General features: G+C 72.4%; 18 protein-coding genes. 9 read left to right on the top strand and 9 right to left on the bottom strand.

From position 1 onward, the window contains the following. Positions 1 to 23 precede the first annotated feature (23 nt). The gene (ftrA, locus tag GA0070620_RS03040) at positions 24 to 992 is read right to left on the bottom strand and encodes a transcriptional regulator FtrA (protein ID WP_091588354.1); all 969 of its coding nucleotides are present in this window, start codon (positions 990 to 992) and stop codon (positions 24 to 26) included. 71 nt (positions 993 to 1,063) lie between these two features. On the opposite strand from ftrA, the gene GA0070620_RS03035 reads away from it, so the two are divergent. From GA0070620_RS03035 to GA0070620_RS03025, 3 genes are all read left to right on the top strand, one after another. Next, positions 1,064 to 1,516 (top strand): rhodanese-like domain-containing protein, encoded by a 453-nt coding sequence (locus GA0070620_RS03035; RefSeq protein ID WP_091588353.1) that lies wholly within the window; start codon positions 1,064 to 1,066, stop codon positions 1,514 to 1,516. Between the two features lie 117 nt (positions 1,517 to 1,633). After that, a complete protein-coding gene (locus GA0070620_RS03030; RefSeq protein ID WP_091597886.1) occupies positions 1,634 to 2,485 on the top strand; it encodes an LLM class flavin-dependent oxidoreductase in 852 nt (283 codons plus the stop codon). Next, the gene (locus GA0070620_RS03025) at positions 2,482 to 2,907 is read left to right on the top strand and encodes a nucleoside deaminase (RefSeq protein WP_091588351.1); all 426 of its coding nucleotides are present in this window, start codon (positions 2,482 to 2,484) and stop codon (positions 2,905 to 2,907) included. Before GA0070620_RS03030 ends, GA0070620_RS03025 begins: the two co-directional genes overlap by 4 nt. A 22-nt stretch (positions 2,908 to 2,929) precedes the next feature. Here GA0070620_RS03025 and GA0070620_RS03020 read toward each other — a convergent pair whose 3' ends face one another. After that, positions 2,930 to 3,811: an NAD(P)-dependent oxidoreductase gene (locus tag GA0070620_RS03020; protein WP_091588349.1), complete on the bottom strand. Its 882-nt coding sequence runs from the start codon at positions 3,809 to 3,811 to the stop codon at positions 2,930 to 2,932. Between the two features lie 95 nt (positions 3,812 to 3,906). On the opposite strand from GA0070620_RS03020, the gene GA0070620_RS03015 reads away from it, so the two are divergent. Then, positions 3,907 to 4,278: a winged helix-turn-helix transcriptional regulator gene (locus GA0070620_RS03015; RefSeq protein WP_091588348.1), complete on the top strand. Its 372-nt coding sequence runs from the start codon at positions 3,907 to 3,909 to the stop codon at positions 4,276 to 4,278. On the opposite strand, the gene GA0070620_RS03010 is transcribed toward GA0070620_RS03015, so the two are convergent. From GA0070620_RS03010 to GA0070620_RS02995, 4 genes are read right to left on the bottom strand one after another with little or no spacing between them, the layout of a single operon-like run. Then, positions 4,190 to 5,365, bottom strand: a complete 1,176-nt coding sequence (locus GA0070620_RS03010) for a GDSL-type esterase/lipase family protein (RefSeq protein ID WP_231922193.1) — start codon at positions 5,363 to 5,365, stop codon at positions 4,190 to 4,192. The two genes, GA0070620_RS03015 and GA0070620_RS03010, sit on opposite strands and share 89 nt — an antisense overlap. A 53-nt stretch (positions 5,366 to 5,418) precedes the next feature. Beyond that, entirely contained in the window at positions 5,419 to 6,411 is a 993-nt protein-coding gene (locus tag GA0070620_RS03005) for an NADPH:quinone reductase (RefSeq protein ID WP_091588345.1), read from the bottom strand. Continuing rightward, positions 6,411 to 6,710 carry a hypothetical protein gene (locus tag GA0070620_RS03000; RefSeq protein ID WP_091588344.1) on the bottom strand — a complete coding sequence of 100 codons (300 nt, stop codon included), beginning with the start codon at positions 6,708 to 6,710 and terminating at the stop codon, positions 6,411 to 6,413. The genes GA0070620_RS03005 and GA0070620_RS03000 overlap by 1 nt, the downstream gene beginning before the upstream one ends. Continuing rightward, the gene (locus GA0070620_RS02995) at positions 6,707 to 7,279 is read right to left on the bottom strand and encodes a TetR/AcrR family transcriptional regulator (protein ID WP_172836370.1); all 573 of its coding nucleotides are present in this window, start codon (positions 7,277 to 7,279) and stop codon (positions 6,707 to 6,709) included. The genes GA0070620_RS03000 and GA0070620_RS02995 overlap by 4 nt, the downstream gene beginning before the upstream one ends. Before the next feature lie 339 nt (positions 7,280 to 7,618). On the opposite strand from GA0070620_RS02995, the gene GA0070620_RS02990 reads away from it, so the two are divergent. The 3 genes from GA0070620_RS02990 to GA0070620_RS02980 are packed head-to-tail and all read left to right on the top strand — an operon-like array spanning position 7,619 to position 11,246. After that, positions 7,619 to 8,209, top strand: a complete 591-nt coding sequence (locus GA0070620_RS02990) for a PadR family transcriptional regulator (protein ID WP_091588341.1) — start codon at positions 7,619 to 7,621, stop codon at positions 8,207 to 8,209. Continuing rightward, positions 8,206 to 8,907 (top strand): ABC transporter ATP-binding protein, encoded by a 702-nt coding sequence (locus tag GA0070620_RS02985; RefSeq protein WP_231922191.1) that lies wholly within the window; start codon positions 8,206 to 8,208, stop codon positions 8,905 to 8,907. Before GA0070620_RS02990 ends, GA0070620_RS02985 begins: the two co-directional genes overlap by 4 nt. Continuing rightward, entirely contained in the window at positions 8,904 to 11,246 is a 2,343-nt protein-coding gene (locus GA0070620_RS02980) for an FtsX-like permease family protein (RefSeq protein ID WP_091588339.1), read from the top strand. Before GA0070620_RS02985 ends, GA0070620_RS02980 begins: the two co-directional genes overlap by 4 nt. 67 nt (positions 11,247 to 11,313) lie before the next feature. On the opposite strand, the gene GA0070620_RS02975 is transcribed toward GA0070620_RS02980, so the two are convergent. The 3 genes from GA0070620_RS02975 to GA0070620_RS02965 form a co-directional block, all read right to left on the bottom strand. Continuing rightward, positions 11,314 to 12,447, bottom strand: coding sequence for a caspase family protein (locus tag GA0070620_RS02975; RefSeq protein ID WP_091588338.1), 1,134 nt, complete (start codon positions 12,445 to 12,447; stop codon positions 11,314 to 11,316). Continuing rightward, on the bottom strand, positions 12,447 to 12,836 hold the full coding sequence (locus tag GA0070620_RS02970) for a type III secretion system chaperone family protein (protein WP_091588337.1): 390 nt from the start codon (positions 12,834 to 12,836) through the stop codon (positions 12,447 to 12,449). Before GA0070620_RS02970 ends, GA0070620_RS02975 begins: the two co-directional genes overlap by 1 nt. A 155-nt stretch (positions 12,837 to 12,991) precedes the next feature. Continuing rightward, positions 12,992 to 14,410 (bottom strand): DHA2 family efflux MFS transporter permease subunit, encoded by a 1,419-nt coding sequence (locus GA0070620_RS02965; protein WP_091588335.1) that lies wholly within the window; start codon positions 14,408 to 14,410, stop codon positions 12,992 to 12,994. 105 nt (positions 14,411 to 14,515) lie between these two features. Here GA0070620_RS02965 and GA0070620_RS02960 point away from each other — a divergent pair, with 105 nt between their 5' ends. Both GA0070620_RS02960 and GA0070620_RS02955 read left to right on the top strand, forming a co-directional pair. Continuing rightward, positions 14,516 to 15,076, top strand: coding sequence for a TetR/AcrR family transcriptional regulator (locus GA0070620_RS02960; RefSeq protein ID WP_091588334.1), 561 nt, complete (start codon positions 14,516 to 14,518; stop codon positions 15,074 to 15,076). 163 nt (positions 15,077 to 15,239) lie between these two features. Continuing rightward, positions 15,240 to 18,608: an endo-1,4-beta-xylanase gene (locus GA0070620_RS02955; RefSeq protein WP_091588332.1), complete on the top strand. Its 3,369-nt coding sequence runs from the start codon at positions 15,240 to 15,242 to the stop codon at positions 18,606 to 18,608. The last annotated feature ends 35 nt before the right edge of the window (positions 18,609 to 18,643 follow it).

Here is an 18,643-nt window from a genome sequence, read left to right as displayed (position 1 = left end):
GGAATCGGACGGGGTGACCCTGCCTAGGCCACGGCGGCCCGGAAGGCCCGCCGGTACGCCGACGGCGAGGTCCGCATCGCCCGGCCGAAATGGTGCCGGTAGGTGACCGGGCTGTCGAAGCCCACCGCGACGGCGATCTCCGCGACCGGCGCGTCGGTGGTCTCCAGCAGGGCCAGGCTGGCCCGGACCCGCTGGTCGATCAGCCAGCGGATGGGGGTGGCGCCGGTGGCCCGGGCGAAGTGCCGCAGGTAGCTGCGGGCCGACATGTGCGCCTGCCGGGCCAGCGCCGCCACGGTCAACGGCTCGGCGAGGTGGCGCACCGCCCAGGCCATGCTGGCGGCGATCCGGTCGTCGTCCGGGTCGACGCTCACCGCGGCCTCGATGAACTGGGCCTGACCACCGTCGCGGTGCGGCGGGATCACCAGGCGTCGGGCGACCGCGTTGGCCACGGCGGCACCGAAGTCACGCCGCACCACGTGCACGCAGAGGTCCAGCCCCGCGGCGCTGCCGGCGCTGGTGAGGATGTCGCCGTCGTCGAGATAGAGCACGTCCGCGTCGACCGTGACCGCCGGATGGCGGCGAGCCAGCAGGTCGGCGTACCGCCAGTGGGTGGTGGCCCGGCGACCGTCGAGCAGGCCGGCACCCGCCAGCGCGAACGCGCCGGAGCAGATCGACATCAGCCGCGCGCCCCGCCGGTGCGCCCGTCGCAGCGCGGCGACGAGGTCCGGCGACGGGTCGGCGGTGACGTCGGGCACGCCGGGCACGATCACCGTGCCCGCGGCGGCGAGGGCTTCCAGGCCGTACGGGGTGTGCAGCGCGGCACCGCCGACGACCGGCACGGGCCCGGGGCGCTCGGCACAGACCGTGAGCCGGTACCAGTCGACGCCGAGCTCGGGCCGGGGCAGCCCGAACACCTCGGTGACGATCCCGGTCTCGAAGACCGACATGCCGGGGTACGCGAGCACCGCCACGCTCCGGTCGACAGCCGCCATGGCGGGATCTTAGCGAAGGGCGGCAGTTGAGCCACTCCCCCCGGGCGCGGCGGGGCCAGCAGGATCGGGGCATGACGTTTTCCGTACCGCCGGCCGATCCGGCGACCGCCGCCACCCACTTCCTCGCCCGGCTCCGCTTCGAGACCGACGTCAGCGACGTGCACGCCGCGCTGGAGGCCGGCACGCCGGAGCTGGTCGTGGTCGACTCCCGCGGCGACGCCGCCTGGCGGCAGGGGCACCTGCCGGGCGCGCTGCACCTGCCCACCGCCACGATCCCCGCCCGGGCCGCCGACCTGGTGCCGTCCGGGTCCACTGTGGTGACGTACTGCTGGGGGCCCGGCTGCAACGGCGCCACCCGCGCGGCGTTGGAGTTCGCGCGACTGGGCTTCCCGGTGAAGGAGATGATCGGTGGCTTCGAGTACTGGGCCCGGGAGGGGCTGCCGGTGGTCACCCCGGAGGGAACGGTCCGTGGCCCGGTGGACCCCTTGACCGCGCCCCGCGCCGCGATCGTCTGCGACTGCTGACGCCCCGACGATCCCCCGAGGTGGTCCCGACCGGAGCGCCGAGGCGGGCGACCGGCAAGGCCGCGCGGCCGCCCAGGGTGTTCCCGGCGGACCCGCGCCGCGACTACCGTGGACGGCGTGCAGATCGGCGTGAACGTCCCGAACTTCGCCCCCGGCACCGATCCCGACCTGCTGCGTCGGTGGGCGCAGATCATCGAAGGCCTCGGCTTCGACCTGCTGATGGTCTCCGACCACATCGCGGTGACCCCGGACGTGGCCGAGCAGTACCCGGCGCCGTTCTACGAGCCGTTCACCACACTGTCGTGGTTGGCCGGCGTGACCCACCGGGTCCGGCTGGGCACGACGGTGCTCATCGTCCCGTACCGGCACCCACTGCTCACCGCCCGGATGTCGGCCAACCTCAACCGGCTCAGCGGCGGCCGGTTCGTCCTGGGCGTCGGTGTGGGCTGGGCCCGGCAGGAGTTCGAGGCGCTCGGCGTGCCGTTCCGGGGGCGCGGCGCGCTGACCGACGAGTACCTCCAGGCGATGCGCGACGCCTGGCGCGACACCGACGACTACGACACTCCGACGATCCCGATCTGGGTCGGCGGCAACAGCGACGCGGGCATGCGACGGGCCACACTGCTCGGTGACGCCTGGCATCCCCTTCGGATCACACCCGGCTGGCTGGCGGACGCGGCCGGGCGCCTGAGGGCCACGGCCGACGGCCTGGGCCGCCCGACGCCCGCGCTGGTGCCGCGCATCGCGCTCCAGGAGGTGCGGGAGCCGATCGCCGCCGCCGACCGGCTCGCCGGAGTCGGAACCATCGACCAGATCATCGCCGACATCGACCAGATCCGCCGGCTCGGCGCCGAGACGCTGGTTCTCGACCCGTTCAACGGCGAGCTGACCGAGATCCGCCAGCCCGAACGGGCCTGGCAGACCCTCGCGGCCGTGGCCGCGTACCACCGATCCCAGGAGGACCGATGACGCCCGAAGACGAGACGTTCCTCCGCCGTGCCGTGGCCCTCGCCAGCCAGGCCGGGGAGTCCGGCGAGCGGCCGTTCGGCTCGTTGCTGGTCGACGCGGACGGCACCGTCCTGATCGAGGACCACAACACGGTGGTCTCCGACGCGGACATCACCGCCCACCCGGAACTGAAGCTGGCCCGCTGGGCTGCCCGCGAACTCGCACCGGACGTGGCCGCCACGACCACCATGTTCACCAGCTGCCAGCCCTGCCCGATGTGCGAGACCGCGATCGCCCGCTCCGGCCTCGGCCGCGTCGTGTACGCCCTGTCCTCGGAGCAGTTCGAGGCGGTCAAGCCGGTGACGCCGCCGCTTCCGCCCGTGCGGTACGAAGGGCCGGCGCTGTTCGACGAGGCGCGCCGGCCGATCGACGACCACTACTAGCAGCGAGTTGTGGAAGTGCTGGTCAGCGCACCAGCAGGTCGATCACGCCCGTCAGGTCCTCCTCGCCGCTGCCCTCGGCCAGGCGGCGGCGCATCAGCGCGAAGTAGGGGCTGAGCAGTTCCGGGCTGACACCCTGCTCCTCGGCAGTGCTGAGGAAGGTCGGCGTGCCGGCCACCTGCATGGCGAGGTTGGAGACGACGCCCTTGGTGTAGTCGCCGCTGCGCAGCTGGTCGGCGGTCTGGTGAACCGCCGGGGCCATCGCGACGAGCCAGTCGGCGAGCAGCGGGGCGAGCGACGCGGGGTCGATGTCCTCCCTGCGGATCAGGGCGAAGGCGTGCGCGGCCCCGGCGAACATCCCGTACATGGCGCTGAGCAGGGCCACGTCGTGCAGAGCCGCGAAGCCCGCGTCCTCGCCGACGTAGGTGGTGCCGGCCGGGACGCGCAGGGTCTCCTGATACCGCTCGAACAGCTCCCGCGAGCCGCTGTAGAAGACGTAGCCACCGGCTTCCGGAACGCCGATCATCGGTGGGACGGCCATGATCCCGCCGTCCAGGTAGCGGGCGCCGCGCTCGCGCGCCCACTCGGCGCGGGCGCGGGCCTGGGCGGGGGTGCTGGTGGTCAGGTTGACCAGGTCCCTGCCGGCCAGGTCGGTGGCCGCCAGCACCTCGTCGACCGAGGCGTCGTCCAGCAGACAAACGACGACCAGGGCGTTCGCCGCTACCGCCTCAGCGGCGCTGTCCGCGACCCTCGCACCCTCGGCGGCGAGCGCCGTGGCGCGGCCCGGGGTGCGGTTCCAGACGGTGAGCCGGTGGCCGGCGGCGAGCCAGGTACGGGCCAGCGCGGTACCCATCGCGCCGAGGCCCAGCAGCGTGATGGAGGTCTTCTCGACAGTGTTCTGTGCCATGCCGATTAGCCTGGTCACAGGCCCGGGCAAGATCAAGTACGCACTTCGGAGTGGGTGGTTACCCTGGGGTGAGTGAGCACGTCAGAGGGTGGGGCATGACGACGCTGAACCGGCCGGGCGCACCAGACGGACACGCCTGCGGGATCGACACCGCGATGGAGGTGATCGGCGGCAAGTGGAAGGTGCTGATCCTCTGGGCGCTCCACGAGCACCCCAGTCGCCGCTTCGGCGAGCTGCGTCGACTGCTGCCGGGGATCACCGAGAAGGTGCTGGCCTCTCACCTACGCGAGATGGAGGCGGACGGTGTCGTGCACCGCGTCTCCTACGACGAGGTACCGCCCCGCGTCGAGTACTCGCTGACCGAGGACGGCACACGCCTCAACGACGCACTCGAGCCGCTGGCCGCCTGGGGACGCCAGCGGCCGACCGGTCGAGGGCTGGAGGAGAAGGTGGACCAGGGTTCGTGATGGACGTGCTGGTCACCGGCACCCGTTGCGATCGTCCCTGGCTCCGGAGCACGAGGTCGTCCAGGTGAACGGCGCCGGCCATGGCCTCCGCACCCCGATCGTTCAGGTGCATGCCGTCGCCGCTGTCCAGGGCGGGATGGATGTGGTCGGGAGCATCAGGATCCGCGACCGCCGCGGCCACGTCGAAGACGGCGTCGAAGGCGTCGGTCGTACGGATCCAGTCGTTCACCACACGTCGGATGGCGAGGCCCGCCGGCGTGCTGACACCGGGGCCGGCGCCCGCGAACGGGCCGATGGTCGCGACGAGGATCTTCAGGCCGGCCCGGTGGGCGCGGTCGGCGAGGGTGGTGAATCCCTCGACGAGGGCGCCGGCCGTCGCCGGAGGTTCACCCAGCAGGCCGGGCAGAGCGAGGTCGTTGATGCCGAGGTGCACCAGGACGTGGGTCACCGCGGGGATCGACAGGACGTCACGGTCGAAGCGCGCCAGCGCGTGCTCGCCGATCTCGTCGCGCAGGAGGCGGTTACCGGCGATGCCCTGGTTGACGACCCATCCGTGGTCGAGGCGGCGGTTGAGGAAGTCGACCGAGCGGTGGTTCGCGCCGACGGTGGTGCCGACGCCCTCGAACCAGGAGTCGCCGAAGGCCACGGCGATCGCGGTGCTCGGCGGGGCGAGCACGTCGACGCCCGAGAGGTAGTACCTGCCCTCGACCTGCTCGACCCCGGTGAGCGCGGGGGACGTGACGTGGTTCCCGTCGACTATCCGGGCCACGTCCGCCGGCCTGTGGGAGTAGGTGGCCAGGCCGGTCCGCTCCGGCAGGTAGAGGCTGACGACCACGTCCTCGCCGGCCGCGACCGGAGCTTCGACCGGATCGGAGACGGCCTCTTCGCCGGCCGCGACGACGAACCGCTCGGCGCCGTCGACGGTGAGCGGGACCAGTCGCCGGCCGACCGCCACCGTCGCGGCGGCAACGGTCAGCGGGGCACGTCCGTAGCGGTTCGTCAGGCGTACGCGCAGGGCCTCCCCGCCGCCGGCCAGGTGCAGCACCTGCCGCACGGTCTGGTCGGCGAAGCCACGGGGTCGGCTCAACTGAAGCCGCTCGTGCGGACTGATGACCGCGCTCCGGAAACCGGCCGTCCAGATCACCGGCGGTCCGCGACGTCCAGGACGACCCGGCCGTTGGCCGAGCTGTGTTCGGCCAGTTCATGGGCCTGCGCGATCTCCGCGAGCGGCAGCCGGGCGGCTATCGGATAGCGCAGGTCGCCGGCGGCCAGCGCGGCGGTCAGTTCGCTCGCGGCGGCCTCGTTCGCCGATTCCGGGAAGTCGTCGTTGCTGAGGAACCGGACCGTGATGTTCTTGAAGCCCAGCGGCCAGTACGGGATGCGGGGCTCGGCCTCCCCGGTGGCATAGGTGGCGATCACGCCGCCGTACCGGAGGATCTCCAGGTTGGTCGCCAGGTTGGTGTCGAAGGCCAACTCGGCCACCCGGTCGATCGGTTCCCCGCCGGTGTGTTCGAGGATCCGGGTGGCCAGGTCGCCGCTCGCCGTGTCGACCGCGCGGTGGGCACCGGCGGCCAGCGCCTGCCCGACCTGGCCGGGGCTGCGTACCGTCGCGATCACGGTGGCACCGCCCCGGCGGGCCACCGCCACGGCGGCCCGGCCGACCGCGCCGAGCGCACCGGTGACGAGCACCCGCTGGCCGGTCACCGGCCCATCGCCGAAGATCGCCCGGTGGGCGGTGATGCCGGGGATGCCGAGCCCGGCCGCCTGCTCGTACGGCACGTCGGCGGGCAGCGTGACGGCGTGCCGAGCCGGCACCACCGTGTACTCGGCGGCGGTGCCGAACGGCCGGTACGACTGGGCGAGGTAGACCCACACCCGTTCGCCGACGCGGGCGGGGTCGACGCCCGCTCCGACGGCGTCGATCGTTCCCGCGCCGTCCCCGTGCGGGACGATTCGGGGAAACGCCATGGTCGACCCCCACCAACCCTGTCGCTTGCCCAGGTCGCCGACGTGGATGCCGGACACCGCGACCCGGACCCGGACCTCGCCCTCCCCCGGCGACGGATCGGGCAGCTCACCGATTTGGAGCACCTCGCGCGCCGGGCCCTGCCGGTCGTACCAGGCGGCGCGCATCACGCCTCCACCGGATCGGTGGTGGTGCCCTCCTCGACGCCGACCACCTGGTCGATCAGCGCGAAGAACGCCTGGATGCCGGGGCGGTCGCCACCCCGGCGCCGGGACTCGGCGAAGTCCTCGGCCGAGCGCCAGAAGACGATGTCCAGCCATTCCTCGGCGCCCAGCCGGATCAGTCGGGCGCCGAGGAAGCCGGTGCGGTCGGTCTCGAAGTCGCGCAGCATCGCCGGACGCGCGGCCAGCAGGGCGTCGGCGCGTGCCTCGGGCGTACGGAAGCGGGTCAGTTCGACGGTGGTCATTCGTCTCGGTCCGTTCGGTGTGGGATTGGGTCGTCGACGCCGAGCATCAGCGCGAGCTGGGCCAGGAGGACCTGGCGGAACTCGGCGGGCGTCGGCGTGGGGTGGTGCTGGACGCGGGCGACGATCAGCCCGGCCAGGGCGGCCAGGAGCAGATCCGTGACGGCCTCGGGGTCGTGGGCCAGGGTGAAGGCACCCTGTTCACCGCCCTCCCGTACGGCGGCGACGAAGGGCGCCCGGTAGCGCGCCTGCACGTCCCTGCTGTAGTCCCGCAGATCGTCGTCCCGCATCGCGGATCGCCAGAACTCGACGAGGATCTGCCGGGTGCTCGCCGAGTTGTTGAGGCTCCGGTCCACCAGCGCCACCAGTCGTCGCCAGGGGTCGGCTTCGTCGGCGGCCGCCGCTGTCAGGGCCGTCACCTCGTCGTCGGTGAAGACCTCCATGGCCTCGATGATCATGTCTTCGCGGGAACCGAAGTAGTTCTGCAGAGTGCTGATCGCGACGCCACTGGCCGCCGACACGTCCGTGAACCGGGTGTTCTCGAAACCGCGTGCGGCCAGCACTTCTGCCACGGCCTGCAGAACCGCGGCCCGTTTGGCGCCGCCCGCGCGCCTTCTCCGAAGGGCCACGGGTCACGCCCACCGCGCGACGGCGTCAGCCCACCTGGTCATCTGAACCCTTTCGTCGAAGCGAGACCCGCAGCGTGCGCCACGGGTCGGTACGACAATACGGTACCGCCATACCGATGGAGGAGGCCTGCCCCCGGCCCGGGCTGTCGTGCAGAACACGCTTCTGCCCGCGCCGCAGCCGGTCACACCGGCTCAGGCGTCCTAGGATCCTGCGCAAGGGCGTCGAGCTGCCCTCGGAGGAGAACACACACCGCGTATACACGACATGTATAGTCCCGACCCATGTCCATCGGTCAGACTTTCCTGGGCCTGCTGGAGAGCAGCCCTCGGCACGGCTACGAGCTGAAACGGCTCTACGACGAACGCTTCGGCCAAGGGCGCCCCCTGCACTACGGCCAGGTCTACGCGACCCTGGCCCGGCTGCTGAAGAGCGGCCTCGTGCAGGTCGACGGGGTCGAGCCCGGCGCCGGCCCGGACCGGAAGCGCTACGCGATCACGGCCGCTGGCGTGACAGACGTCGAGCGCTGGCTTCGCGAGCCGGAGAAGCCGGACGTCTACCTCCAGAACACGCTCTACGCCAAGGTCGTCCTCGGGCTGCTCACCGGGCGCGACGCCACCGACATCCTGGACGTGCAACGCACCGCGCACCTGCGGGTCATGCGCGAGCTGACCCGGCGCAAGACCAGCGGCGACCTCGCCGACCAGCTGATCTGCGACTTCGCGCTCTTCCACCTCGAGGCCGACCTGCGCTGGCTGGAACTGACCGCCGCCCGACTCGACCAGCTCGCCGCGACGGTGGTCGACGGCTCGACCAGTGGCGACGCGACGCCCGCCCCGCACAACCCCGAACACCGCGACGGGAGCCTGGCGTGACCGTGCCCCACCCCGGGGGGCAGCTACTGCTCTCCGCCGTCGACCTGCGTAAGTCGTACGGGTCCACCCCGGCGCTCAACGGCGCCACGCTGCACATCCGCCCTGGGGAGATCGTCGCCGTCATGGGCGCCTCCGGCTCCGGCAAGTCGACGCTGCTGCACTGCCTCGCCGGGATCATCCGCCCGGACGGCGGCGAGGTCCGCTACCGCGACCGGCAACTCGGTGCGATGTCCGACAGCGAACGCAGTGCCCTGCGGCGCAGCGACTTCGGCTTCGTCTTCCAGTTCGGCCAGCTGGTGCCCGAGCTCACCTGTCTGGAGAACGTCGCCCTGCCGCTGCGCCTCAACGGCTCCCGCCGTCGGGACGCGGAGAGCCGGGCGATGGAGTGGCTGACCCGGCTCCAGGTCGCCGACGTCGCCGGAAAGCGGCCTGGCGAGGTCTCCGGCGGCCAGGGGCAGCGGGTGGCCGTCGCCCGGGCGCTCGCCACCGAGCCTCGCGTCGTCTTCGCCGACGAGCCGACGGGAGCCCTCGACTCGCTCAACGGCGAGCAGGTGATGCGGCTGCTCACCGAGGCCGCCCGGCACACCGGCGCCGCGGTGGTGCTGGTGACCCACGAGGCGCGCGTCGCCGCGTACGCCGATCGGGAAGTGCTGGTGCGCGACGGCCACGTCCGCGAGACCCTGCTGGCCGACCGGTGACCGGCCGCCGATCCGGCCCGAGCTGGGCCGCGGACCTCGCCCTCGGTGCCCGACTGGTCTTCGCCGGCGGACGGCACGGTCTGTTCCGGACGCTGCTGACCGCGGTCGGCATCGGCCTCGGCGTGACGTTGCTGCTCACCAGCACGTCGATCACCACCATGCTGGACGCCCGGTCGGAACGCACCGCCGCACGCGACGACCAGCGTGTCGGGGACCAGCCGGCGCCGTCCGAGCGGAGCCTGCTCGTCGCCGAGTCGGACACCGTGTTCCGGGACCGGCAGGTCCGGGGTCGCCTGCTGCAGGCCGACGGTGCGCGGCCAGCGGTACCACCGGGGTTGACGGCACTTCCCCGGCCCGGTGAGCTGGTGGTGTCCCCCGCGTTGGCCGAGCTGCTCCGCTCCCCCGACGGCGCCCTGCTGCGGCCACGTCTCGACCATCCGATCGTCGGCACCATCGCCGACGCAGGGCTCTCCGGCCCGCACGAGTACGCCTACTACCTGGGCACGGACCGGCTTCGGGACGGTGACCCCGGGGTGCTGCGGATCGACCGGTTCGGTGTGCGGCGGGACAGCCCGGGGCTCGACGCGGTGCTGACGCTGCTGGTGCTCATCGCCTCCGTGGTGATGTTGCTCCCGGTGGCCGTGTTCGTCGCCGCCGCCGTCCGGTTCGGTGGTGAGGCTCGGGACCGCCGGCTGGCCGCGTTGCGCCTGGTCGGCGCGGATGCCGCCATGACGCGCCGGGTCGCCGCCGGAGAGGCGCTGGTCGGTGCGGTGTTCGGTTTGGTGGTCGGCGTCCTGCTGTTCCTGCCCGCCCGGCACCTCGTGGAGACGTTCACCCTTGCCGGGTTCAGTGCCTTCACCGACGATCTGCGACCGGATCCCGTCCTCGGCGTCCTCGGCGTGCTGGCCGTGCCGATCACCGCGGTCGCCGTCGCCCAGCTCGCGCTGCGTCGGATCGTCGTCGAACCTCTCGGCGTCGTACGCCGTGCCGCCGAGCGCCGTCGGCGGCTGTGGTGGCGTCTGGCGATGCCCGTCCTCGGCGTTCTCCTGCTGATCCCGCTGGTGGGCGGCATCGACCAGGCGAGCGGCGCCTTCAACCAGGTTCAGGTGATGGCCGGGGTGCTCCTGCTGCTCGCCGGGTCGACCGCGCTGCTGCCCTGGTTGGTCGAGGTGGTGGTCCGGCGGATGCGCGGCGGCCCGGTCTCCTGGCAGCTCGCCGTCCGACGGCTCCAGCTCGAGACCGGGAGCTCCGCGCGGTTGGTCAGCGGCGTCGCGGTGGCGGTCGCCGGTGGAATCGCGCTGCAGATGCTCTTCACCGGCGTCCAGCACGGCTACGTGCACGCCACCGACCAGGACGTGTCCCGGGCGCAGGTGCAGGTGCTGGTGCCCGGGACGTTGACCGGGACGGACGCCGGTCAGTTGGCCGCCCGGTTCCGCGCGGCACCGGGGATCGAGAACGTGGTGGGGGTCTTCACCACCACGGCGGCCCCGGTCGCCGCGCCCACCGACCGGGGTGACCGGCCGCGACTCCTGCTCCGCATCGGAGACTGCGCCGCCCTCCGGGAGTTCGCCACCCTCGACCGGTGCGCCGACGGCGACGTCTTCCACGCCGTCGACGCCCAGTCACCGGAGCAGACCGCGCCGAGCGTGTCGGCCGGCGGCGAGTTGGACGTCGGGCGCGAGGGCGCGCCCGACGCCGTGCGGTGGCGCCTCCCGGCGACCCTGCCGACCGTCGCGGTCCGGGACGACCCCGGCGGGGGCCGGGCGAGCGCCGTCCTCGCCACCCCGGGCGCGGTGGATCTGCCCGCGCTGCGCGGGCTGGAGGCGACCGTCTTCCTCAACCTCGACACCGGATCCGACAGCATCGAGCAGGCCCGCAACGCCGCCGCCGGCGTCGACCTCGGCGCGCGGGTCCAGACGCTGCAGGCGTTCCAGGAGTCCGAGCGGTTCGGTCAGATCCGCCGTGGCCTGTACGTCGGTGTGACGGCCACTCTGCTGCTGCTCGGCGCCAGTCTGCTCGTCGGCATCCTCGACCAGTTGCGGGAACGCCGCCGTACGTTCGCCGCGCTGGTGGCGTTCGGCACCCGCCGCCGTGTCCTGGGCTGGTCGGTCCTGTGGCAGACCGCCGTCCCGGTGCTGCTCGGGCTGGGCCTGGCTCTGGCCCTCGGCACGGCCCTGGGCGCGACCCTGCTGGCCATGGTGGGCGAGCCCGTACGCCTCGTCTGGGCCGACGTCGTCGGCATGTGCGCGCTGGCCGCGGGCGTCGTGCTGCTGGTGACCGGTGCCAGCCTGCCGGTGCTGTGGCGGATGCTGCGCTTCGGACATCTCCGCACCGAGTAGCGGAGAGGTCCTTCCTGCCGGGCAGGCCACTGCCCGGCAGGAAGGACCGGACGTCACCGGACGGCCCTCAATCCGCGCCGAAGATGGCGAACTCAAGGGCGTCGGCGCGCAGCGCCACCTGATGGCAGTGCGCGGCCAACTGTTGGTTCGAGGCGCCCGCCAGCGGTGTGAACGACTGGGTGACGATCTGCGGTACGCCGGTGCCGCCGGTGACCAGCGCGACCCGCCCGTATCCGGGTTGGGCCAGCCCCGTCAGCAACGTCTCCGGCGTGACCAGCACGGAGGTCGGGCCGACCTCGGCCTCCATCCCGCACAGCCGCACACCTTCGGTGAACGGCTCGGCGCCGTCGACAACGAAGATCCGCACCACGTGTGTCCGGGCGCCCGGCAGCGCGACGCTGACGGCGTAGTGGTTGTCCTGCTCGGTCCACTCCGCGCCGAGGCGCGCCGCGATCGACCGTATCCTGCGCGCCAGTCCCTCGGTCCGTCCGCCGGCCACGGCGGCCGGCGACAGCCCGGTCAGGGCCGGGCTCGGCGGAATCGGGGTGTCCGTCAGCAGCCAGCGCTCGATCAGGTCGTCCAGGCCGATGTCGGACTCCCGCCCCGCTTCGAGGAAGTCGACGGCCCGTTCCAGGGTGACCGGCCGCCCCCAGCCCGCCACCAGCGGGTGGCCGCCCAACGCCGTACGCCAGGCGGGCGCGTAGGCGCCGACGTAACAGGCGCCGAGCACCGCCAGCCGCAGGGCCGGCGAGACGGTGGCCGGGTCGATGTCGGCCGGGGACACGGTGGCGCCGTCGCAACATTCCAGGCTGCCGTCGTCACCGCCGTGGGAGCTCCAGTAGAAGCCGGCCGGCGCCAGCTCCTCGACGCCGGAGCCCTTGCCGGACACCGCTTCCAGCAGGTCAGCACGGGTGGCCTGCTGATCGACGACGACGGTGTACCCGGCTTCGCGCAGGACCGCCACGTCGTCGTCGATCTGTGCGAGTTCCTCGGCCAGCATCGAGCGGTCCTGCTCGCTGGCCGTCTTGTAGCCGAAGAGGAACAGGAAGGATCTCCCCTCGCCCGGGCCCGTGCCGGTGGGGGTGTACACCACGCGCGTGGTCGGATCGTCGCTGCGGGACTCGGCCGTCCAGTGCTTCGGGCCGGGCCGGGCGTCGCGCCACTGGGCCGGCACGTACACCTCGCCGACGTCCTCGGCCATCAGAATTCGTCCCGGGCGGTCTGCTGGATCTCCATCTGGTCGGCGATGGTGGCCAGTGCGCGCAGGGGCAGGGCGAACTCGTCCTGATCCATGGTGGCCAGCGGCGCGCGGTGGATGAGCGCGTAGTCGCCGTCCTCGTCCAGCGCCAGCGCACCGAGGCCGAGATCGGCGTTGCGGCGCAGTGCCACCCGGGGGTTCATGTCGGCCTCCTTGCAGACGAAGCTGCGGAACTCCACCCACTCCTGGTCGAAGGACTCGTACCGGGTGACCACGATCTGCTGCGTGCGCCCGGACTCGTAGGTCCAGAGCAGCGAGAACCAGTCGTCCTCGGTCCTGTCCAGTTCGTACTGCGTGCGAGCGTGCTCGCGCAGCTCGTACCAGCTCGGCATGATGCCTCGTCTCTTGTCGCGCGGTGGATCGATCGCACGGCAGGTTAGCGTCGCCCCGCACGGGATGCTCATCCGCCTTCACACCCGCGACCCCTCCGCAGTGGCCGGGAGCGCGACGACTGCGGAGGGCGCCGGCCCTGGGCGGCGACGTACGGCTATCGGCCACGTCCGGGCAGGCGGAGCGCGAGGAGGGCGCCGAGGGCGACCACGGCGGCGCCGACCCCGACCGCCGCCACCAGGCCGTCGGTGAAGGCCTCGGAGCTGCCGTAGCCACCGTTCGCGACGAAGATCGAGGCGAGCGCGGCGACCCCGATCGCGACGCCGAGCTCGCGGATGGTGTTCAGGGTGCCGGAGGCGACCCCCTGGGCCTCCGGTGACACGCTCGCGAGAGCGAGGGTGCTGGTCGGGGCGAAGGTCAGGCCCATTCCGACGCCCGCGAGGAGGAACGGGGGCACCAGCGAGGCGTACGCGACGTCGGGGCTGGCGACGATGGCGATCCAGCCGAGTGCGGCGGCCAGCAGGGCCTGACCGGTGACGATCAGCGTCCGGGCACCGACCCGGTTGACGATGAGGCCGGCGATGGGGGCGACGACCATCGGGGCCATGGTCCACGGCATGGTCCGCAGCCCCGCACCGAGTGGGCTCTGCCCCTGGGCGACCTGGAAGAACTGTGCGAGCAGGAAGACCGAACCGAAGACCCCGACGGAGAAGGCCAACGTCACCCCGTTGACGTTGCGGAAGCCCCGGGAACGGAACAGGCCCATCGGGAGCATCGGGGTGGGGGTGCGCCGCTCCCAGCCGACGAACAGCACGAGCAGCACGCCACCGGCGATCAGCGCGGCGAGGGTCGGGCCGGCCGTCCAGCCGTGCTCCTGACCACGGATGACCCCCCAGACCAGGGCGAGGACGCCCGTCGCGGAGAGCAGGAGCCCGAGCGGGTCCAGCCGGGTCGCGGCTGCCCGCGACTCCGTCAGGACGAGCCTGGCGAGCACGATCGCGACCAGGCCGACGGGCACGTTGAGCCAGAAGATCCAGGACCAGTCCAGGCCCTTCACCACGGCTCCGCCGACGACCGGGCCCACCGCGACCCCGAGGCCGCTGATCCCGCCCCAGATCCCGATCGCCGGGTCGCGCAGCCGATCGGGTACGGCGGTGGCCAGCAGCGTGAGTGACAGGGGCATGACGGCGGCGCCGCCGACTCCTTGGAGTGCCCGTGCGGTGATGAGCATCCACGGCTCGGTCGCGAGCGCGCAGGCCGCGGAGGCGAGGGTGAACAGGGCGATGCCGACGAGGAAGAGCCGGCGACGTCCCATCCGGTCACCGAGCGCGGCGGCGGTGAGCAGCAGCGCGGCGAACGGGAGCGTGTACGCGTTGACGAACCACTGCAGGTGGCCCAGCGAGGCGCCGAGCTCTTCCCTGATCACCGGCAGCGCGGTCGTCACTACCAGGTTGTCCAGGGTGACCATGAACATCGGGATCCCGACCGCGGCGAGCACGGCCGCGAGGGGTCGTCTCGTGCCGGCGACGGGTCGCTGGGTCGCGCCGGACCTGGTCGGCTGGTCGAGGGTGGTCATGGTTCTCCTCTCGGGCGGCCGATCGGCCTGAAGTTGTTATCCACTGATAACAAGACAGGACGGTACACTAGTTATCGACTGATAACTAGTGCGAGGAGGACGCGCATGGCGCGAACCCGGCTGACCGCCAGCGAACGGACCGAACAACTGGCGGCCGCCGCCGTCCGGGCCTTCGCCGCCACCGGCTACGTCGGCACCTCGACCGACGACGTAGCCCGCCTCGCGGGGGTCTCTCAGCCGTACGTCATCCGCCTCTTCGGCTCCAAGCAGCGACTGTTCATCGCCGCCATCGAGCACGCCACCGACCGCATCGAGCAGGAATTCCGGGAGGCCGCCGCACAGCAGGCGGACCTGTCCGCCCTCGGCAACGCCTACGACCGGCTCCTCGCCCGGCACGACCTTCCCGTCCTGTTGCTGCACGGCTTCGCGGCGAGCAACGATCCCGCGATCGGCGCGGTGGTCCGCGAGCGATTCGGTCGCATCTACCGGATGGTCCGGGAACTCACCGGCACCGACCCCGACGCCGCGACCACCTTCCTCGGCCACGGGATGCTGCTGACCGTCCTCGCCGCGATGCAGGCCGTCGGGCCCGGCGGGGTGCCGCGGGAGCCGTGGGCGGCCGAGATCGTCAAGGCCGAACCCGCAGGAGTCGACGACCGCGGGTGACCGCTCCCCCGTCGGCCCGACGTGGGCGGCCGACGCTCGCCTTCCGAAAAATTTCCGAGATGTTTCCGGTAGAGCGGTCCACGTCATAACATTCACGCGTCTGGAAGTCCGTGGCGATGCCGCACCACCCCCACCACGCTGCCCATTCGCGTAAGGACCCCCGATGCGACTCTGGCTACCGTCCTCCCGAACACCACGCCGGACGCGACACCTGGCCGTGCTCGGCTGCGCCGCGCTCGTCGCGGCCGTCGTGGCCGCGCCCACCCCGGCCGCCGCCGCGACCGTCCTGTCCAACACCTTCGAAGACGGCTCGTACGCCCCCTGGGGCCCACGCGGCGACGTCACCCTCGGCATCGCCGACGAGGGGCACGACAGCGCCAAGAGCCTCTCGGTCACCGGCCGCACGGCCAACTGGCAGGGCCCGGCGACCAGTGCGACCGCCCTGTTCCAGCCCTCGACGCCGTACTCGGTGACCGCCTGGGTCAAGCTCCCCGCCGGCACCGAGGGCAACGCCGGCGTGCACTTCACCGTCGAGGCCACCCCGACTGGTGGCGGCGACACCACGTACACCTGGATCGGCGGCAGCGTCGCCACCACCGCCGACGCTTGGGTCCGGATCGGCGGCGACTACACCCTGCCGGCGGGCCTCAGCTCCGCCACCCTCTACGTCGAGGCGGAGGGGACCACCCCGTTCCTCGTCGACGACGTCGTGGTCACCGGACCCGACGGTGGCCCCGGCGGGCCGGTGCCCGGGACCGTCGTCATCGACAGCGACTTCGAGGACGGGCTGGACGGCTGGGGGCCACGCGACGGCGGACCGGGTGCCCCGCGCGTCACGCTCAGCGACGTCGCGCACGGCGGGGCCGCCGCGGCCCTGGTCAGCGACCGGGTCAACCAGGGCGCCGGCGTCGGCCGCGACGTGACCGGCCTCTTCGAGACGGGCGTGACGTACGAGTTCCGGGTGTGGCTGCGCTTCGCCGCCGGCCAGCCGACCGACCAGATCTGGCTCAGCCTCGCCAGCACCTCGGGTGGTAGCCAGTCGTTCAGCACCCTCGCCCAGTTCGAGACCGTCACCAACACCGGCTGGACCGAGGTGACCGGCACCTTCACCATACCGGCCGCGGACAGCGCCCTGCTCTACTTCGAGACCCGGTGGCAGGGCGCGGACACGACCGGAAACACCAGCGACTTCCTCGTCGACGACCTCGTCGTACGGGTCCCCGAGCCACCGGTCGTCGAGGACCTCACCGGCATCCACGAGACCACCGACTTCCCCGTCGGCGTCGCGATCGACAGCCGGGAGACGGTGGGCGGGGCCGCCCAGCTGCTGACCCGGCACTTCAACCAGATCACGCCCGAGAACCACATGAAGCCCGAGGCCTGGTACGACGACGAGCGCACCTTCCGCCCGCACGACCAGGCGCTCGCCCTGATGGACTTCGCTCGGGACAACGACCTGCGGGTCTACGGCCACGTGCTGGTCTGGCACAGCCAGACCCCCGCCTGGTTCTTCCAGGACTCGACCGGCCAGCCGCTGACCACCTCGACCGCGGACCAGCAGGTGCTGCGCGACCGGCTGCGCGCGCACATCTTGGCGGTCGCCGAGTCGCTCAGCGAGCGGTACGGCCGGTTCGGCTCCCCCACCAACCCGCTGTACGCGTTCGACGCCGTCAACGAGGTCATCAGCGACAGCGGCGAGTACAACGACGGCCTGCGCCGCAGCGAGTGGTACCGGATCCTCGGCGAGAACTTCATCGACCTCACGTTCGCGTACGCGGACGAGGCGTTCAACGACGTCTACGCCGTCGAGGGCGCCGACCCGGTCGCCCTCTTCATCAACGACTACAACACCGAGCAGAGCGGCAAGCAGGCCCGCTACCGCGCCCTGGTCGAGCGGCTGCTCGCGCGCGGCGTACCGGTCGACGGTGTGGGCCACCAGTTCCACGTCTCGCTGGCCACGCCCGTGGACAGCCTGAACACCGCGCTGGAGGCGTTCGCGGACCTGCCGGTGACCCAGGCCGTCACCGAACTGGACGTCACCACGGGCACCCCGGTGACCCAGGCGAACCTGATCGAGCAGGGCTACTACTACCGGGATGCCTTCCGCATCTTCCGGGCGCACGGCGAGGACCTGTTCGCGGTCACCGTCTGGGGCCTCACCGACGGACGCTCCTGGCGGGCCGGCAGCGGCGCGCCGCTGCTCTTCGACGACAACCTGCGGGCCAAGCCCGCGTACCACGGCGCGGTCGACGGCGAGCTGCCCGCCCGGCTGCGGACGGCCAACGTCTTCGCCGGTGACGTGCCCCTGACCGCCGCTGCCACCACCGACCTGACCTGGCGCAAGCTCCCGCTGCACCCGGTCGGGGAGCAGGCCCGGTTCCAGCTGCGCTGGGCGCCGGACCACCTGACCGCGTACGTCACGGTCAGCGACGCGTCCCCCTCCGCCGACGACCGGGTCACCTTCGTCCTGGGCGGCGAGACCTACCAGGTCTCCCGCGACGGCAGCGGTGCGGCGCCGGCCGTGGCGGCCGCCCGCGACGGCGGCTACCACCTGGTCGCCCACCTGCCGCTGAACGACGCCGCCCACGGTGACACGCTCACGCTCGACGTGCGGGTCACCGACAACGGCGCCACGTCCGGTTGGAACAGCCCTGGCGCGGTCGGCACCCTCACCCTGGTCGAGGAGCTGTCGTACCTGGAGGTGGTCCAGGCGGCCCGTGAACCGGTCGTCGACGGCGTGGTCGACGCCGGTTGGGCCCGGGCGGGCGTGGTGACCACGGCCAAGCAGGTCTCCGGCACCGGCGGCGCCACCGCCACCGTCCGTACGCTCTGGCTGGGCCAGACGCTCTACGTGCTCGCCGAGGTCACCGACCCGGTGGTCGACGTCTCCGGCTCCGACCCGTGGACGCAGGACTCGGTCGAGATCTACGTCGACGCCGGCAACGCCAAGAACGGCGCCTACCGCTACGACGACACCCAGATCCGGATCAACGCCGACAACGTCGTCTCGTTCGGCACGGGCGACGAGGCGTTCCAGGCGGGCCGGGTGCGCAGCGCGGTGCTGCGTACGCCGACGGGCTACACCGTCGAGGCGGCGATCAGCCTGCTGGAGTACGGCGGCCTCGACACCTTCCACGGCCTGGACTTCCAGGTCAACGACGCGTCGAACGGCAACCGGACCGCGATCCGCAACTGGGCCGAGCAGGAGGGCACGGGCTACCAGAGCACCGCCCGGTGGGGCGTGGGCCGGTTGGTGACGGGCGCCAACGTGGACGTCGTGGTGCAGCGGTACACCCAGTGGCCGTCGGACAGCGGAGGCGGCTACTGCGCCACCATCACCGCCACCAACCGGGGCACCGAGCCCGTCGAGTGGCACGCCGTCGTCGACCTCGAAGGCGACATCTACAACGCGTGGAACGTCGAGCGGGAGCCGATGGGCGGCGACAGCTACCGGATCAGCGGCGTGGGCTGGAACCGGGTCCTCAAGGCGGGTGCCAGCACGTTCAGCGTCGGGTACTGCGCGAACCTGTGACACCCGGCGCCGGTGGCGGCCACCGTCTCGGTGGA

This window comes from Micromonospora krabiensis, from assembly GCF_900091425.1.
GTDB classification, from domain to species: domain Bacteria; phylum Actinomycetota; class Actinomycetes; order Mycobacteriales; family Micromonosporaceae; genus Micromonospora; species Micromonospora krabiensis.
Note: the sequence above shows the minus strand (reverse complement) of the source record. Positions and strands in the feature narration are given on the sequence as shown.

Bases quoted from the DNA above. Each gene is read 5' to 3' on its own strand.
- ftrA (WP_091588354.1), bottom strand. From the start codon at position 992: ATGGCGGCTGTCGACCGGAGCGTGGCGGTGCTCGCGTACCCCGGCATG.
- GA0070620_RS03035 (WP_091588353.1), top strand. From the start codon at position 1,064: ATGACGTTTTCCGTACCGCCGGCCGATCCGGCGACCGCCGCCACCCAC.
- GA0070620_RS03025 (WP_091588351.1), top strand. From the start codon at position 2,482: ATGACGCCCGAAGACGAGACGTTCCTCCGCCGTGCCGTGGCCCTCGCC.
- GA0070620_RS03020 (WP_091588349.1), bottom strand. From the start codon at position 3,811: ATGGCACAGAACACTGTCGAGAAGACCTCCATCACGCTGCTGGGCCTC.
- GA0070620_RS03015 (WP_091588348.1), top strand. From the start codon at position 3,907: ATGACGACGCTGAACCGGCCGGGCGCACCAGACGGACACGCCTGCGGG.
- GA0070620_RS03005 (WP_091588345.1), bottom strand. From the start codon at position 6,411: ATGCGCGCCGCCTGGTACGACCGGCAGGGCCCGGCGCGCGAGGTGCTC.
- GA0070620_RS03000 (WP_091588344.1), bottom strand. From the start codon at position 6,710: ATGACCACCGTCGAACTGACCCGCTTCCGTACGCCCGAGGCACGCGCC.
- GA0070620_RS02990 (WP_091588341.1), top strand. From the start codon at position 7,619: ATGTCCATCGGTCAGACTTTCCTGGGCCTGCTGGAGAGCAGCCCTCGG.
- GA0070620_RS02975 (WP_091588338.1), bottom strand. From the start codon at position 12,447: ATGGCCGAGGACGTCGGCGAGGTGTACGTGCCGGCCCAGTGGCGCGAC.
- GA0070620_RS02970 (WP_091588337.1), bottom strand. From the start codon at position 12,836: ATGCCGAGCTGGTACGAGCTGCGCGAGCACGCTCGCACGCAGTACGAA.
- GA0070620_RS02965 (WP_091588335.1), bottom strand. From the start codon at position 14,410: ATGACCACCCTCGACCAGCCGACCAGGTCCGGCGCGACCCAGCGACCC.
- GA0070620_RS02960 (WP_091588334.1), top strand. From the start codon at position 14,516: ATGGCGCGAACCCGGCTGACCGCCAGCGAACGGACCGAACAACTGGCG.
- GA0070620_RS02955 (WP_091588332.1), top strand. From the start codon at position 15,240: ATGCGACTCTGGCTACCGTCCTCCCGAACACCACGCCGGACGCGACAC.